Below are 16,385 nucleotides of genomic sequence, written 5' to 3' on the forward strand. Positions count from 1 at the left end.
GTAAGCGTAGACTTCTGTAACTAAATAACCCTTGTTGCCAGCGGGGAGTTTTTCACCCAGCGCCGGCAACGGCGATACATGCACGTCGGGTTCGTCGGGCAGAAAGGCAACGATAGCGCCGCGGAACTCGTCGGTGAGATCCGGGACCGGCTGGTCGACGAGGGCGTCGAGTGCTTGATAGACGACGCGACCGCCCAGCGTCTCCGGGTCGAGGGCGTCCCCGCCGAGCGCATGCGCGACTGCGACCTCGTCGTCAGCATCGGCGGCGACGGGACGTTCCTGTTCGCGGCCCGCGGCGCGGGGTCGACGCCTATCATGGGCGTGAACCTCGGTGAAGTCGGGTTCCTCAACGCCGTCTCGCCCGGTGACGCCGTCGATGCCGTCGCGGAGGAGGTGCGGCGGCTTCGGGAGACGGGGACGGTGAGACACCGCGAGGTACCTCGGCTGCAGGCCGAGAGCGAGAACTGGTCGCTCGACCCCGCGATCAACGAGGTCGTCGTTCAGGGGGAGCAACGCGGGCCGGGACAGGGGGCCGATATCACCGTCGAGGTCGACGGGGCGACGTACACGAGCGGTCACGCGGACGGCGTTTTGATCGCCACACAGACCGGGAGTACGGCGTACAACCTGAGCGAGGGCGGGCCGCTCGTCAGGCCCGGCCTGGGCGCGCTCGTCGTCACGGAGATGTGTGCAGCGGACGGGATGCCGCCGCTGGTCACCGGCGACGACAGCGAGGTAACGGTACACGTCGACGACGCGCCAGCGGGATACGCGATAAGCGACGGCCGAACTCAGCGGGAACTGTCGCTGCCCGCGACAGTCCGTGTGTCGAGAGCCGACCGGCCAGTTCGGATCGCCGGGCCCGAAGTCGACTTCTTCCAGGCGCTCGACAAACTCGACTGACCTCGCGCCGCTCGATATAGCAGTCACTGAAACGATTCACACGCTGATCGCATCGCTGTCGTGCGAGCAGGTGTGCAGTGACTTTCAGTGACGGCTATAACAGGGGACTCGACAGAACTCCCGGTTTCGAAAGGCCTAATCGGATACTTTCCTTAGGCGTATTCAATGAGTGAGCAACTGCCGGACGTGCAGGCGTCGCGGCCCGACGTCACTGTCGGCCTGAGTCAGGTCGGCGTCACCGGCGTCGACAAACTCGTGAAGATCGCGCGAAACGGCAAGCGGCCTATCGTTCTGATGGCGGAGTTCGAAGTGTTCGTCGACCTTCCGAGTTGGCGGAAAGGTGCGGACATGTCCCGTAACATGGAAGTCATCGACGAGGTGCTGGAAGAGGCCGTCAGCGAGGAGACGTACCGCACCGAGGACGTCTGCGGCGACGCCGCCGAGCGACTACTGGAGAAACACGACTACACAAGCAAGGCCGAGGTGTCGATGGAGGCCGAGTTCGTCGTCAAGGACGAGACGCCCGAGAGCAAGAAACCCACGCAGGGGACCGTAGACATCATCGCCAGCGCCACGGCGACCGAGGACGGCACGACCGAGGAGATCGGCGCTCGGGTCACGGGCATGACCGTCTGTCCCTGTTCGCAACGCATGATGAGCGAGCGCGCTCGGGAGAAACTGGAAGACCTCGGCGTCGAAGAGAGCGAGGTCAAGGAGTTCCTGCAAGCGGTCCCGCAGGCCGGCCACGCCCAGCGCGGCCACGCCACGCTGACCGTCGAGAGCGAGGGCGCACCCGAAGTCGACCTCATCGACCTCATCGAGGTCGCCCGCGACTCCATGAGCGCCCGCATCTACAACCTCGCGAAGCGGCCCGACGAGGACCACATGACCTACGAGGCCCACGCGAACGCGAAGTTCGTCGAGGACTGCGTCCGCTCGATGGCCGAGGGGGTCGTGACCGAGTTCCCCGACCTGCCCGACGACGCCGTCCTCACGATGAAACAGTCCAACGACGAGTCGATCCACCAGCACAACGCCCACGCCGAGCGACAGGTCGAGATGGGTACCGTCCGCCGCGAGATCGAAGCGATGCAGGAGTAATCCGGTTCTTCTCTCTACCTATCACTGCGGTCGTGTAACGTCGCCCAGCGACAGTCGAACCGTTTTCCAGTTTGGTCTTGACCGTATTGGTCACCAGATCGGTCGCCAATCCATCAGAAGGCGCGGCCACGCTGTCCTGCGCGAACGGAGTGAGCGCGGTCAGAAGACGGGGGAGGGCAGGCACTCAGAGCGTGCGCCAGCGGCCGCCGGCGTCATCGCGAGCGGAGCGAGTGACGGTTCGGGAGAGCGTTGCTCTCCCGGAGACTCGCGCAAACTGGCGGCCCGTAGCGAGAATCGCGAAGCGATTCTGGTGGCGGTGCTGAAAAACGCCGAAGGCGTTTTTCGCATGCCAAAAACGGCGCGGTGCGCCGTTTTTGAGCACATTAAAAGGGCGCAGCGAGGCCTGCCAAGGCCGAGCAAGGGCTTTCTTTAGAACGAGAGAGGTTCCGCCTCCTCCCACCGCGGCAGGAACTTCTCGTGAATGTCGGCGGCGAACTCGGGGTCTTTCAGGTCGATCATCGCGAACGGTTCGTCGGTATCGAGGGGGTTGGGAACCTGAATACAGACCTCGACGCCGTCGAGGAGGTTGAACGTGCCGCTGATGTCGGAGTTAGTCCGAACGCTGAAGTCGGGATGAGTCGATAGCGTCCGGCGGTATCGCTTGCCGACTGTTTCGGGGAGCGAGTCGACGAGGCCTGGCGTCATCAGGAGGTCTATCTCGACGCCGCGGTCGAGCGCCTCTTCGAGTTGGTCCGTGATGAGGACGCCCACGTCGCTGATGTCGAACTGAGGCGAGCGGTGGGTAGCGACCATCACCAGCCGTCGGTCGGCCGCCGTGAGCCGTTCGAGCAGCAGGTCGGTCGTCTCTTCGGGGCCGACGGCGGCGGTCCAGAACTGCTCTTCGACGGGGTCGGCAGCGTCGAGTTCGTCGCTCAGGTCGTCAACGATAGACTCGTACTGTTCGGCCTGTTCGTCCAGTTCGCGCTTCTTGTCCTCCAGCAAGCGGTCGAGCGCCGTCGACGGTTCGACGGCGACGTACTTCTTCGGGCGACTCGCGGTCTGACTCCGGACGAGGTTGTACTGTTCGATCGTGTTGAGAACGTCGTAGATACGTCCCATCGGCACGTCGCTGGCGCGTGACAACTCTTTTGCCGTTGTCGGACCGGTGTTGAGCAAGGCTCGATACGCGCGCGCTTCGTACTCAGATAGCCCGAGATCCCTCAAACTCGACATATTGGAGGAACGGGGCCGGAGAAACATAAACGCACCGGAGGTTTGTATTCGGGATTATGTTTCAGTCGACGCGCTCGGCGACGAGGGCGGCGAGTTCCTCGGGCAACGCCGCGGGGTCGGAGACGCCGTCGTCTGTCACTACGTAGGCGTTACCGCGGTCGTACGCGTCGCCGCTCGCGTCCGGGATCACGACCTTCTCGTGGTCGGCCATCCGAAGGGCAGCACGGTGCAGGTCCGACCCCGCATCGTCCGCGACGGCGATGGTGAGGTCGGGACGCTGCAGGCGGGTCGCGACCGCCGCGTAGTGGGCGGCCTGGGGCCCGAACCGGTCGCTCGCGCCGGCGAAGGCCTCGACGGCGTCGCGGGCGGCGTCACGGTAGCGCTCCGTGCCGGTGAGCGCGTGCAGGTCGAGCAGCGCGTCGGCGAACTCGACGTTCGCGTCGAGCGGCCGAAGCGGTCGGTCGAGGAGCGCAGGTCCGCTCGCGGGACCGTCCGTGAACGACCCCGCTGAACGCAACTCGTCGAGCGCGTAGTCGGCGAGACGCTCGGCCGCGTCGAGGGTGTCCGCGCCGAGAACCTGCCGGGCCGTCGTGAGCGCCGAAACGACGCGGGCGTGGTCCGAGAGAAGGCCGCGTTCGCCCGTCTCGTCGCCGTCGCGGTAGTGGATCACGCGGTCGTCCGCGATCAGTTCCGTCTGGACGTACTCCAGGGTTCGCTCCGCGTACTGTCGGGCCCGGTCGTCGTCGGTGTAGGCGTAGTACGTCAGGAAAGCGTCGACAGCGAGGGCGTTCCAGTCCGCAAACACCGTGTCGTCGACGGACGGTTCCGGCACGTCCTCGCGCTCGGTCGGGTCCAGCGCGTAGTACTCCGCGCTCTCGCCCGCGGCCTGACTGCCGGCGAACGCCTCGCCGGTCCACAGCGTGGTCGTCAGGAACTCCAGAGTCTTCTCGGCGGGGTCGCGATACTCCTCTTTCCCGGTGTAGAGATAGGCGTTGGCGAACGCGCGAACGAGAGACACGTTCGTGTCCAGCACCTTCTCGTACTGGATACCGCTCCAGTCGCTCTCGGTCGCGTACCGGTAGAAGCCGCCCGCGTAATCGTCGAGCAGGTTCGCGCTGATGGCGTTGAGACTGCGCAGCGCCTGGTCGCGCTCCCGCTTCAGCGCGAACTCGACGGTCCGGGGCATCGGGAACTTCGCGTCGCTCCCCCACCCGCCGGCGGTCTCGTCGTACGCGGCGCGGAGCTGGCCGACCATCCGACCCTCGACGTCGTCGGTTATCTCACCCGATGGCGTGTCGTTGCCCTGCACCGAACGTGGGACGCTCCCCGCCGAGATCCCTTTGGCGTCCCACATCTCCCGAACGCTGTCGATGACTTGGCGCATCCCGTCGGAACCGAGATAGCCCGCGCCGGTGAGCACTTCGCCGTCGGGCGTGAGAAACACCGTCGACGGGAACCCGCCCATGTTGTACCGCTCGCTGACCCGGGGGTGGCGGTCAACGTCGACGCGGACCGGAACGAACCCGTCGTTGACGTTCGCGGCGATTCGGGGCTCGGAGTACGTCGTCTCGTCCATCTCGTGACAGTGGGTACACCAGGTCGCGGCGAGCGAGAGCAACACTGGTTTGCCCATGCGGTCGGCCGCCGCGAACGCGTCCGGTCCCCACTCGCGCCACTCGACCCGCGTGGCCGCAGCACTGTCGTCCATATCTCCGGGTTGGTTCGCCGCGGCGTAAGGGCTTCGCACCGCGACCGCTCGCCGCTGGCGCTTCGCGCGACGGTCGGGATAAAGGGTTTTGAGGCCGGCACTGGAAGTAACATGCATGCTCTGGTGGCTGCTGGCCCTGTTGTTGATCCCACTGCTAGATGCGGTGTTTCTCGTATACGTCGCCGTTGCACTGCTCGGCGGCCTGGAGACGGTGCTCCTCGTCGTCCTCACTGCGCTCGTCGGCATGCTCCTCGTCCGCGCGGAGGGGCGACGGACCATGCGGAAACTACAGACGACGCTCGGCAAGGGGAGTCCCCCGACGAACGAACTGCTAGATGGCGGCCTTCTCATCGCCGCCGGAGCCTTCCTGCTCACCCCCGGCCTCGTCACTGACGCCATCGGCTTCCTGCTCGCGATTCCACCGACCCGGGCGCTGATCCGCGGCGCGCTCAAGCGCTGGGTCGTCACGCCGTACATCGAGGACAAAACCGGCGGGTTCGCGACCGGTAACGTGTACACCTTCGGGTTCCCGGATTCCGACGACGGCAACGCGTCCGAGGACACCTACGACCTCGGCAACGACGCTTACGATGTCGATCTCGACGACGACGAGACGGCCCGATAACACACCGACGGCGGACCGGTCAGCGACACTGCAAGAAGGAAACTCTTAAACAATACCACCGACAACCGCTAAATGCGTTCGAACGGGCCAATAGCTCAATTAGGTTGAGCGCTCGGCTGATAACCGGGAGGTTCGCGGTTCAAATCCGCGTTGGCCCATCATTTTCCGTCGAATTACCTCGTGAGTACCGCGTATCATATACTCGCGATACTGAGTCCTCGGGTTGTGTACTTGAACGGATGTGAAGGACCCGTCTCAGCGCAAACGAGGTAAACGACCGTCTGGGTTAGTTCGAATTCGCGTTGGCCGACCGTTCCAGCACCACAACACGGAACTGACACGCCGAAGAGACAAACTCACCGAACACCCTCTGGAACGCCAGCCACACCACCCACACCACTAGTCACTCGCAGGTGCTCCGCCAGCGCGTAGCACATCCACGCCTGGCACCAGCGCATCAGCGTCGTCCGCTTCGTGTAGAAACGCCCTTTCCGGTGGTAGAACCGGCCGTCGCCGGCGTACAGTTCGTCGAGCGTCCAGTCGAGGATCCGCCGGGCGAAGTCAGCCTCGCCAGCGTAGGTGAAGACGAGAATCCCCTGCGAGCAGGCGTGAACGTCGCGGGGGTACGCCGACGACTCGTCCCAGTCCGGCGCGCCGGAGGCGTCGAACAGCGTCCGGTAGAACGCGAGGGCGTCGTCGATAGTGTCGTCGTACCGCGAACCGACGAGGTCAGCGTACCGGAGAAAGCACTCGATGACGAACCCGTTGTGGAAGTTGTCCATCGAGAGGTGGGAGGCGTCGGGCGGGTCGCGGTAGTGCCACCCGCCGCGGTCGGTCTGGAGGTAGGCGACGTGGTCGAGGATAGCGGTCGCCCGTTCCCGGAGTTCGTCGTCGCCGAATCGCTCGTACAGGTCGAGCAGGAGGCGGGCGGCGATAGCGCCGGCGTTGACGGTGTAGTACTCGTCGGAGTCCTGCACGTGGTAGTCGACCACCGCACCGGTGTCGGTGTCGCGGTACCGCAGGTCGTCGACGACGAAGTCGGCGGCGGAGCGCGCGATGTCGGCGTACGAGGGGTCGCGCTCGGCGGCCCCGAGCAGGGCGCGTACGGCGGGCGCAGTCGAGACGACCGAGGGGTCGTTCGGCCGTCCGAGCGCGTCGAGCGTCTGGATGCGGTGCTTGTGACCGCCGCAGAACCCGCTGTAGCCCGTGGACCGGTTGTCGACGAGCCACCGGACGAGCGACTCCGCCTCGGCCCCGTAGTCCACCCCACCCGATACCCGGAGGACGCCGGCGTCGGCCAGGCGTTCGGCGACGAGATTCGCCGTGGCGAACAGGCCGGCACCCATGAAGTTACGCCGCTGCTCGACGAGAAACAGCGGCCGAACGTTGACCGGTGAGCGCTTGACCGTCTCCTGAACTACGACGTTGAGCCACTTGTTCTCGACCGGGAGCGCCCGCAGGAAGCGGCTGCTCAGTCCGTCGCAGTAGTCCCACCCGGTGTACTCTTGCTCTCGGGAGTAGGCGAGCGCGTCGCGGAGCGTCCGAGCGGCGAGTTCGTCGGACGGGACGCGGCCGGTGCGGTCGGTGCGGTCGGTGACCACGGCGTTAGTCATGCTCGGACCTCGGGTCGGTGCCGGTGAGACGGTTCGACGGCCCCTCGTCCGGCGAGGCGGTAGCGTCCTCGTCTGACGTACTCCCGTCCCCGGTCGGTGCGGATCCCACTTCCCCGGTATCGGCCTTGTCGGTCGGGAGCGTGAACCAGGACCGGAAGTCGTGTAAGTGCACGTCCCACTGCGCGGGCGGCCACAGCATCGTCACGGCGGACCTGAACAGCGATTCGTCAGCGTGCGTGAGCGCGAAGTGGAGTTCCCGTAGCGGGAACACCATCTCGCCGGTCTGGTCCGGACTCGTCGGACTGTCCCAGGAAATGTCGAGCGTTTCGGCGACCATCGACGAGACGAACCGGTAGCCGGACTGGCTGGCAAGCGCGTAGGACGCCCACAGCTTCGGATTCACTTCCATCAGAACGTACGAACCGTCGTCCGCGCGCTTGAACTCGACCAGTGCGAACCCGGACCAGTCGAGCGCCCGGAGGAGCCTCAGCGAGGCCGCTTCGAGCCTCGGGTCGCGGAAGATACCGACGCGCGTCCCGCTCCCGCCCTGGCGAGGGACGGACCGTCGTTCCTCGTGTTCGAACAGCATCTGCAACGACCCGTCGACGAAGAGGACGCCGCAGCCGTAGGTTCGCGGGTCGTCGATGCACTCCTGAACCAGAACGTCGTCGTCGGCCCGGGCCGCCAGCTCTTCGTACGTCGACCAGAACGACGACGCGTCGTCGACGACGGCGGTGACGTTCTCTCCGCACTCGTGGCGCGCCTTGAGAAACACCGGATACGGGAGGTCTCGAACTGCGTCGGGGGTTCGTTCGTCTGCGTTCACGACGACGTCGGTGTAGTCGGTCGGGGTGTCGATGCCAAGTTCCGACGCTAGTTCCAGCATTCGCTGCTTGTCGACCGCCGCCGACAGCGCCCGCGATGGCGGGAGACAGCGCGCCACGCCGTCCGGCAGGCGGTCGCAGACCTCGTCGAGCGCCGTCACCGAACGGTAGCCGACCGGGATCACGATGTCGGGGCGGTACTCCCTGACGAGGTCAAGCAGCGCCTCGCCATAGCCCTCGCCCGTCGTCGGAACCGTCGCGCCGACATCGCAGTATTTCGAGCACAGCAACCTGCTCTCCGTCGAGGTCCCGACGCCGATGACGACCGCGTCGAGGTCGGACGAGACCTCCGTCGCGACCTGGATCGCGTTGTCGTAGTCGCCGTCGAGAACCATCACCCGCGGCGCGGTGTCCTGCATAGTCAGAAGCGGTCCTGTTCCGCGAACGTGATCTGCCAGTTGTTCTCGTCTGCGAGGACGGACCGCGGGAGCGGCGGGGTCTCGCCGTCCGAGGAAAGCGGCCGCGCCGCCAGATCCGTCTGCGTGCAAACTCGCGATGCGAGAGGGACGCCGTCCGGAACGAACCCCGATGCCAGCAGGAGATCACGGGGTAGCGTCGACTCGGCAACCGAGAGGACCGCGGCATCACCGTCGTCGTCGATCCAGCTCCGGAGCAGCGCCCGGAACGCGTCCCGGCGGTCGACGGCCAGCGGAAGGGCGTCCAGCAGTTTGACCTTGTCGCCGTTCCGGGTCCGGGTGACGAGAGCGGCGACCGGCCACCCGTCCCGGCGGGCGACGTATGCCGTGTGGTCGAAAGACGGATCCCCGATCCACCACCGATAGAACTCGGCGTCACGCCTGACGTGGATCCCCTCGGGGACAGCGCTCTCGTAGACGGTGGCGAGCGTCGATGGCGGTGCCGACTCGTACGTCTCGACCGTCACCCCCTCCGGCTCCGAACTCGCCGTTTCTCGGACCGCGTCACAGAGTTCGAGGTATCCGCGCGCGAACGGTTTCGCGACGCTGGCGAGAATGCTCGTGGGCCGGTCGGATGAGACGAGCGGCGTCGGGTCGTGTACGCGGTAGGCCGTGCCGACGCTGTCGACGGCCGACCACCCCATCCCCTGCTGAGCGGCCAGCGCACCCGGATTCGGGAAGTTGAAGAAAAAAGACGGTTCACCCGGCTCGTACCGCTCGATCGCCTCACGCGTCATCCGCGTGTACAGGCCGTTCCGGCGATGGTCAGAGTGGACCACGGCATCTGCCGGCTGGAGCGCGAGCGTCTCGCCGTCGCGCCAACGGACCGGGAACGGAACGTACGCCTGCGACCCGACGACATCTCCGTCACGCACAGCGACCGTCACGGGCACGTGTGACAGGTACGGGTCGTCGACGTACTTCCAGTCGAACCACTCGCGAGTCGGCCGCCACCCCCACTCAGTCTCGTACAGGGAACGGATCCCGTCCCGGTCGCACTCGCGGTACCACCGGACGACGTAGTCGTCCGCGTCACGACGCTGAGCCGTCTGGTTCATTCGCTATCCGGCATACCCCGCCCAGGGGTTTTGTAATGCAGACGTTAGATCCGCTTCCGGCGGGTCAGCCGGAACTGAGGCGGCCTTGACTATCCGTCCGCGTCCTCTATCGCGTTCAGAAAGCCCGTGAGCCGACGTAAGGGGGTCCATTCTACCCGGAAGTGATCGGAGAACTGGTGTCTACCACCGCCGTCCGTGGCGACGAGGCAGAGAGCGGATGGCGTCCTCTCTGAGAGACGTGTGGAGTCGGGAAACGTCGGCGGCGGCACGTGGGTACGAACCTCGGTTTCACCGGCGCGCGCAACGGTGAGGTCGGTAAGCGGTATCTATAGTCGCGCTTGCGAGCAGTTCCACCCTCGACCACTAGACACGTACGATCAGATGTGAACACTGTTGCAAGGGCGACTGCGGTTGGTTTGCAAGGGAGACTGTGGTTGGTCTTCGTCTCCGAACGGATATCGCGCCACGGTACAGATAGTCTGTGCGCCCAGTCGACATCTGCGAAATACCAGCCGAGAGCCCACGGAGTGTACTGGCCGCAACCGAACGGTACGCGGCGGTTCGGGCAACGTTATTTGGTCGTGGATATCTAATAACCGGACGGACGCACGTGTCACACGCTCCACGGTGCGTCCACCCCTTTGTGAGACGATACGCGCTCGACGAAACCGGGAGATTCACCTCTCCGGGCGACGAGGAAACAGGTATGTGCGAACCTGTGACCGAGAGCCGGCAAGGAGGTGCCTAACAGTGGTCTCCGATAAGACTGCGTTCGCGGTCGTTCTCGCGACCGGCGTCATCATTCCGGGCCTCGCGAAATACTTCCTCTCAGCGGCAGGCTACCCGGCGCTCGGCACTATCATCTGGGTAACCGGGTTCGGAACGATGGTCTTCGTCGTCTGGTACTTGTGGATCCGACCGCTCGACATCACCGGTCCCGTTGGCTCAGAATAACAAGTTTAAAGACCGAATCGGAGGCAGTATCACCTAGGAATGAACGGGACACTGCTGCAGGCGCTCGATAACTTCCTGCTCGATTACAACATCGGGCACGCCGTATTTCTCCTGTTCGTGCTGTCGGTCCTCGGGACACTCCCGCTGAAATCACAGAAGGTGCTGTCGCTGAACGTACTCGCCTTCGGCCTCATCTTCATGTTGATCCCGAGCAGCGAGGCACCGATACAGTTCACGTACCTCGGTATCGTCTTGCTCATCATCGGACCGGTTCTGTACGCGACAGCCCGCCGATAACGCGTCTCCCGTCTCCGACGGCGACGACGCTTCCGACCCCACAAGTCCGTAATGATTTTGCCGCCAGCCACGTAACACGAGGACACAATGAGCGGTAGCCCCGACGACGACGAACTCGACGAGCTTCGACGCAAGAAGATGGAACAGCTCAAAGAACAGCAACAGCAGGGCGGCAACGAGGAGGCCCAGCGACGCCAGCAACAGCAGGCCGACGCACAGAAGCAGGCGGTCCTCCGCCAACACCTGACTGACGGGGCGCGAAAGCGACTCAACTCCGTGAAGATGAGCAAGCCCGACTTCGGCGAGAAGGTCGAACGTCAGGTCGTCGCGCTCGCCCAGAGCGGCCGGATACAGGGCAAAATAGACGAGGAGAAGATGAAGGATCTCCTCCGCGAGCTAAAGCCCGACTCCCAGAGCTTCGACATCAAGCGCCGGTGAGATGGAGCTCGCGCTGCTCTACAGCGGCGGTAAGGACTCGACTCTCGCCGCGCTTCTCCTCGACGAGTTCTACGACGTGACCCTCGTCACGGGCCATTTCGGCGTCACCGACGAGTGGAAACACGCCCGAGGAACGGCGGCGACGGTCGGCTACGAGTTCCGGCGGATGGAACTCGACCGCGAGGTCGCGGTCGAAGCCGTCGACCGGATGTACGAGGACGGCTACCCCCGAAACGGCATCCAGCGCGTCCACGACCACGCGCTGGAACAGGTCGCCGGCGACGGGTACGACGCCGTGGCGGACGGGAGTCGGCGCGACGACCGCGTCCCGACCGTCTCCCGAGCGGAGGCCCAGAGCCTGGAGGACCGCTACGGCATCGACTACATCGCACCACTGTCCGGCTTCGGCCGCGGCGCGGTCGACCGCCTCGCCGACGCGACGCTCGAACTCGACATCGGTCCGAGCGAAGTCATCCAGCGCGCCGACTACGAGGGCGAACTCCGCGCCTTGCTCGCCGAGCGACACGGCGAGGCTGCCGTCGCCGAAGTGTTCCCCGACCACGACCAGACGCGAGTGACCGGCATTCGGAAGTGAGGTGGGCGATGTTTTGAGATCGAACCGTCGAATTCCTACGAGACGTCCGCGAGAGTCGACGATCTGAAGACCTCGAAAGTCCCGCCCTTTCCGGTAAGTCAATCTACATCAGGTGAACTTTCGAGGTGTTTTCGCCAACGAGTGCAGTAGCCGGTAGCACAGATCACGTCCAGTGGAATCGTGTTCATGTACCTAGCCGCAGATAACAGGTTTCAAGCGCACGCTGGCACAATTCGGGTGTATGTACGACCGACTCAAGGGGTTCAGGGATTTCTACCCCGGCGAAATGAGCGCGCGGCGGGAGACCATCGATACGCTCGAAGAGACCGCCAGCCGGTACGGGTTTCGCGAGGTTGGAACCCCCGCGCTCGAAGGGACGCAGATGTACGTCGACAAAAGCGGCGAGGAGATAGTCGAAGAGCTGTACGCCTTCGAGGACCGAGGCGGGCGCGAGGTTGCGATGACGCCGGAGCTGACGCCGACGGTGGCTCGGATGGTCGTCCAAAAACAACAGGAGCTGTCCAAGCCGATCAAGTGGGTCTCGACGCGGCCGTTCTGGCGCTACGAAGAGCCCCAGCAGGGGCGGTTTCGGGAGTTCTACCAGACGAACGTCGACATCTTCGGCTCCAGCGATCCCGCCGCCGACGCCGAGATCCTCGCGTGGGCGGCCGACGCGCTCACGGGACTGGGCCTCACCGGCGAGCACTTCGAGTTCCGAGTCTCCCACCGAGACATCCTCGGCGGCCTGCTGGAGTCGTTCGATGCGGATGTCGACACCGAGGCGGCCATCCGCGCCGTCGACAAGAGCGACAAGATAGAGAAAGCGGAGTACCACGGGCTGCTGACCGACGCCGGACTCAGCTACGACCAGGCGGAGCAGTTCGACGACCTCCTCGCGGTCGACGCAGACGACCTCGACGAACTGATCACGTTCGCCGACACCGACCGCGTCGAGGCGGCCGTGACGAACCTGCAGGACGTACTCGCCGCCGCGGAGGACTTCGGCGTCCGCGAGTACTGCACGCTCTCGCTGGAGACGGCGCGCGGCCTCGACTACTACACGGGCGTCGTCTTCGAGTGCTTCGACTCCACCGGTGAGGTCTCTCGCTCTATCTTCGGCGGCGGCCGCTACGACGACCTCATCGAGAGCTTCGGCGGCCAGCCCACTCCCGCGGTCGGCGTCGCCCCCGGTCACGCGACGCTATCGCTGCTCTGCCAGCGGGCCGGCGTCTGGCCCGAGGAGGAACTCTCGACGGACTACTACGTGCTACAAGTCGGCGACACGCGACCCGTCGCCGCCCGCGTCGCCCGCGACCTGCGCGAGCGCGGCCACGTCGTCGAGAGCGATGTCGCCGGGCGGAGCTTCGGCGCGCAACTGGACTACGCCGACTCGATCAACGCCGAGACGGTCGTCATCGTCGGCGAACAGGACCTCGAAAACGATGAACTGACGATCAAAGACATGGAGAGCGGCGACCAGACGCAGGTGCCGGTCGACGAGTTCCCCGGCGACGACGACGCGCCGACGTACGAAGACCTCGGGTAGTGCTTCCCGTTACAGGACTGTTCGTCCCGCGACTGGGGTTTTAGCGGTTGCTCAGTTCTCTCCGATGGAACGGAAGACAATGAAAGCCAAGTACGGGCGACGGCTAACCGGGAATTCGGGGACCGTAGTGACGACCAGCCCTCGCCGGATATCGAATGGGGTACCGATCAGGAACGGTCGCTGGCGGTATCGTACTGGATGACGGCTGTTACGAACTGGTAGTTAAATCGTGGGGAGCGCCGGGGTCCGGTTCAGTAACAGCGCGGTGTACGTTCACAGAACCTGATCTGGAGTCCCCAGTGCCCGTTGGAGCGACGGAATTCAGCGACGATTCTGCACTCGGCAGGTTATTTGTCGTATGCGGCAGTATCGCCGGATATGAACGCTCGAAACGCGATAGATCTGGTCCTCGACCCAGACATAATCGTCTTTCTCGTCCTCGGAGTGGGGATCACGGCCGCCTTCTTCGACCTCTGGTTCGCCGGTCTGGTCTTCGCGCTCGGATTCGGGGTGTTACTACCTCTGTCGGATGTCCTTTCGAAAAAACTCGGGACGGACGAGGAGAGCGACACTCATGACAAACGGTGGGACCAGCACGATATCGGGGAGGAAAGCGACGAAGTCGACGAATCGGCCGCCCTCGAAACCCTCCGCGAGCGCTACGCCCACGGAGAGATAGACGAGATCGAGTACGAGCGCCGTCTGGAGGACCTGCTGGCGACCGAGAGCGTCGACGACGCGCGAGAGTACGTCGCGGAGCGGCGCAGTGGCGGGGAGCGTGACCGAACCGTCGACCGCGACAGGAGGACGGAGCGCGAGCGGCGCTGATGGACGCCTACCGGATCGCCTACGACGGCCGGCCGTACTACGGGTTTCAGCGTCAGCCAGACGTTCCCACGGTCGAGGACGCGCTCTTCGACGCCCTGCGCGACCTCGGTGTCCTGTCGGGCGACGCGCCGCCGGGGTACGCCGCCGCGGGGCGCACCGATGCGGGCGTCTCCGCCGTCGCCCAGACCGTCGCGTTCGACGCACCGGAGTGGCTCTCGCCCGCCGCGTTCAACGGTGAACTCCCCGCGAGCGTTCGAGCGTGGGCGCGGGCCGACGCGCCGCCGGGGTTCCACGCGACGCATCACGCGACCGCCCGGGAATACGTCTATCACTGCTTCGCTCCGGACGCGGACGCGGAGCGAGCACGGGCCGCGCTCGACCGACTCCGCGGCGAGCACGACTTCCACAACCTGACGCCGGACGACGACGGGACGGTCAGGGACCTGTCGGCATCGCTGGCGGTCGACGGCGGGTATTTCGAACTCGCGTTCCGCGCCGACGGGTTCGCCCGGCAGTTGGTCCGACGGCTCGTCTCGCTGGTCCGCGCCGTCGCCACGGGCGAGGCGGCGATGGAGAAGATAGACCGCGTTCTCGCGTCCGACCCGCTTCCCGGGCACGAGGGCGTTCCACCCGCACCGGCGTACCCGCTGGTGCTCGTCGACGCTGAGTATCCGGATCTGGAGTTCGCGGTCGATCCGGACGCTGCGGCGAGCGCGCGGGTCGTGTTCGGCGAGAAGCGGGCAGAGTGGCGGACGCGGGCGCGAGTGGCCGGAGAGATAGCGGACCGGATCTAGTCCCACTCGTCGGGCCAGACGCCGGCCGCACGCATCCCGGACTCGTACGCCTGTTCGCGGAACGCCCCGCGGAGCGTCGCCGCGTCGACGCGGGGGAGGGCAGCATCCAGGTCGGCGAGTTCGCGCACGAGCAGAGCGGCGAGCATCGCGTGCGTGCGGAGGTTCCGGCGGTCGACCTTGTCGCGGGTGTCAGCGCGGGTGTGGGTCCACCCGCGACCGCGCTCGCCGACCGTGTCCGCGGACGCGCGGTCGCTGTGTAACTGGAGCGCCGGCACGCCGTCGCGCAGGAACGGCCAGTGGTCGCTGAAGGGGTGCGGCTCCGGGTTCTCCCGGACGGGGTGGCCGGATTCGTCGCCGACGCGCTTGACGACCTCGCTCATCGCGTCGGAGGCGTGCGTGAATGCCCGCAGGTCCCGGAATCGGCCAGCGCCGTCGACGTTGACGACGGCGCGCACGCTATCGAGATCGAGCGCGTCGGCGAGCGCCTCGCTCCCCATCAGGCCGAGTTCCTCGCAGCCGACGCCGGCGACGCACACGCGGCAGTCGAGGTCCAGTTCCGCGAGGATCCGCGCCGCGCCGACCAGCACCGCGACGCCGCAGCCGTTGTCGAGCGCCCCCTCGCCGACGTCGTGGGCGTCGTAGTGGGCGAGGACGACGACCTCCTCGTCGGCGTCAGCGGGGCCGAGGACGCCGCTGACGTTCCGGCTCTCGCCCGAGTCAATCGCCGCGTCGACGTCGAGACGGACGGTCGCGCCGCGGTCAGCGTACTCTGTCAGCCACGCGCCGGCCTCCTTCGAGACGCCGACGCCGGGGACTTCGCCCGCGGCGTCGAACCGGAGCGCGCCTGTCGGCGGCAGTTGCCCCTCGACGTGGTTCGCGAAGACGAACGCCGCCGCACCGGCGTCGACCGCGTGGCCGTACTTCTCCATCCGGTGGAGGAAGCGCCGGTCCGGCGGCGTGTCCGTGCTCGCGACGACGACACTCCCGTCGACCGCAGCCGCGTCGATCTCCTCGGGCGTGCCGTAACCGGCGTCGACCAGGTCGGCCGTCACCTCACCGGCGGGCGAGTACGGGAGCGCGACCGTCTCGAAGGAGCGTTCGACCGGGTCGGTCACCGAGAGCGATGCCGTACCGCGGGTCCAGCGCGTCATCGGGAACGACCGCCGGGTCACGTCGCGGACGCCGGCGTCGTCGAGCGCCTCCGCGACGATGTCGGCGGCGCGACGCTCGCCCTCGTGTCCCCCGAGGCGGGTCGGGAGTTCGGCGAGGCGGGAAAGCACCGTCCACGGGGCGTCGTCGCGCCAGGCGCGACCGAGCGCGCGGTCGAGTTCCGTCTGCGTCACGGGTCGAGATCCGACCGCCGACCGGATAATGATAATGAAAGATAAGCCT

Annotated in this window: 16 protein-coding genes and 1 tRNA gene; 11 read left to right on the plus strand and 6 right to left on the minus strand. The window is 65.9% G+C overall.

The features are described from left to right. The first annotated feature begins 78 nt into the window (after positions 1 to 78). Positions 79 to 903 (plus strand): NAD(+)/NADH kinase, encoded by an 825-nt coding sequence (locus SM753_RS05575; RefSeq protein WP_135535636.1) that lies wholly within the window; start codon positions 79 to 81, stop codon positions 901 to 903. Between the two features lie 165 nt (positions 904 to 1,068). Further along, entirely contained in the window at positions 1,069 to 2,004 is a 936-nt protein-coding gene (gene mptA / locus SM753_RS05580; RefSeq protein ID WP_323190866.1) for a GTP cyclohydrolase MptA, read from the plus strand. Positions 2,005 to 2,433: 429 nt separating this feature from the next. On the opposite strand, the gene SM753_RS05585 is transcribed toward mptA, so the two are convergent. Together SM753_RS05585 and SM753_RS05590 are read right to left on the minus strand one after the other, a co-directional pair. Next, positions 2,434 to 3,237, minus strand: a complete 804-nt coding sequence (locus SM753_RS05585; protein WP_135535634.1) for a TrmB family transcriptional regulator — start codon at positions 3,235 to 3,237, stop codon at positions 2,434 to 2,436. Positions 3,238 to 3,298: 61 nt separating this feature from the next. Beyond that, positions 3,299 to 4,945, minus strand: coding sequence for a DUF255 domain-containing protein (locus tag SM753_RS05590; protein ID WP_323190867.1), 1,647 nt, complete (start codon positions 4,943 to 4,945; stop codon positions 3,299 to 3,301). 115 nt (positions 4,946 to 5,060) lie between these two features. Between SM753_RS05590 and SM753_RS05595 the strand changes: the two genes are divergently transcribed. Both SM753_RS05595 and SM753_RS05600 read left to right on the plus strand, forming a co-directional pair. Then, entirely contained in the window at positions 5,061 to 5,570 is a 510-nt protein-coding gene (locus SM753_RS05595; protein ID WP_138798105.1) for an FxsA family protein, read from the plus strand. Between the two features lie 84 nt (positions 5,571 to 5,654). Then, positions 5,655 to 5,728, plus strand: a tRNA-Ile gene (locus SM753_RS05600). 198 nt (positions 5,729 to 5,926) lie between these two features. On the opposite strand, the gene SM753_RS05605 is transcribed toward SM753_RS05600, so the two are convergent. The 3 genes from SM753_RS05605 to SM753_RS05615 are packed head-to-tail and all read right to left on the minus strand — an operon-like array spanning position 5,927 to position 9,541. Further along, positions 5,927 to 7,183 (minus strand): antibiotic ABC transporter permease, encoded by a 1,257-nt coding sequence (locus SM753_RS05605; protein ID WP_323190868.1) that lies wholly within the window; start codon positions 7,181 to 7,183, stop codon positions 5,927 to 5,929. After that, positions 7,176 to 8,426 (minus strand): hypothetical protein, encoded by a 1,251-nt coding sequence (locus SM753_RS05610; RefSeq protein ID WP_323190869.1) that lies wholly within the window; start codon positions 8,424 to 8,426, stop codon positions 7,176 to 7,178. The genes SM753_RS05605 and SM753_RS05610 overlap by 8 nt, the downstream gene beginning before the upstream one ends. A gap of 2 nt (positions 8,427 to 8,428) precedes the next feature. Then, the gene (locus SM753_RS05615) at positions 8,429 to 9,541 is read right to left on the minus strand and encodes a GNAT family N-acetyltransferase (protein WP_323190870.1); all 1,113 of its coding nucleotides are present in this window, start codon (positions 9,539 to 9,541) and stop codon (positions 8,429 to 8,431) included. Between the two features lie 750 nt (positions 9,542 to 10,291). Between SM753_RS05615 and SM753_RS05620 the strand changes: the two genes are divergently transcribed. From SM753_RS05620 to truA, 7 genes are all read left to right on the plus strand, one after another. Continuing rightward, the gene (locus SM753_RS05620) at positions 10,292 to 10,495 is read left to right on the plus strand and encodes a hypothetical protein (protein ID WP_138798108.1); all 204 of its coding nucleotides are present in this window, start codon (positions 10,292 to 10,294) and stop codon (positions 10,493 to 10,495) included. A 39-nt stretch (positions 10,496 to 10,534) separates the two neighbouring features. Next, positions 10,535 to 10,792 carry a hypothetical protein gene (locus SM753_RS05625; protein WP_323190871.1) on the plus strand — a complete coding sequence of 86 codons (258 nt, stop codon included), beginning with the start codon at positions 10,535 to 10,537 and terminating at the stop codon, positions 10,790 to 10,792. Positions 10,793 to 10,879: 87 nt separating this feature from the next. After that, positions 10,880 to 11,230: a DNA-binding protein gene (locus SM753_RS05630; protein WP_135536339.1), complete on the plus strand. Its 351-nt coding sequence runs from the start codon at positions 10,880 to 10,882 to the stop codon at positions 11,228 to 11,230. Position 11,231: 1 nt separating this feature from the next. Next, a complete protein-coding gene (locus SM753_RS05635) occupies positions 11,232 to 11,825 on the plus strand; it encodes an alpha hydrolase (protein WP_135536337.1) in 594 nt (197 codons plus the stop codon). Between the two features lie 241 nt (positions 11,826 to 12,066). Further along, positions 12,067 to 13,371 (plus strand): histidine--tRNA ligase, encoded by a 1,305-nt coding sequence (gene hisS / locus SM753_RS05640; RefSeq protein WP_323190872.1) that lies wholly within the window; start codon positions 12,067 to 12,069, stop codon positions 13,369 to 13,371. Between the two features lie 378 nt (positions 13,372 to 13,749). Then, positions 13,750 to 14,199 (plus strand): SHOCT domain-containing protein, encoded by a 450-nt coding sequence (locus SM753_RS05645; protein ID WP_323190873.1) that lies wholly within the window; start codon positions 13,750 to 13,752, stop codon positions 14,197 to 14,199. Further along, complete coding sequence (gene truA, locus SM753_RS05650) at positions 14,199 to 14,993, plus strand: tRNA pseudouridine(38-40) synthase TruA (RefSeq protein ID WP_323190874.1); 795 nt, start codon at positions 14,199 to 14,201, stop codon at positions 14,991 to 14,993. The genes SM753_RS05645 and truA overlap by 1 nt, the downstream gene beginning before the upstream one ends. Here truA and SM753_RS05655 read toward each other — a convergent pair. Next, entirely contained in the window at positions 14,990 to 16,336 is a 1,347-nt protein-coding gene (locus tag SM753_RS05655) for a M28 family metallopeptidase (RefSeq protein WP_323190875.1), read from the minus strand. The genes truA and SM753_RS05655 overlap by 4 nt on opposite strands. Positions 16,337 to 16,385: the final 49 nt, after the last annotated feature.

The sequence above is a fragment of the Halostella sp. PRR32 genome (assembly GCF_034808085.1).
Classification (GTDB): domain Archaea; phylum Halobacteriota; class Halobacteria; order Halobacteriales; family Natronoarchaeaceae; genus Halostella; species Halostella pelagica.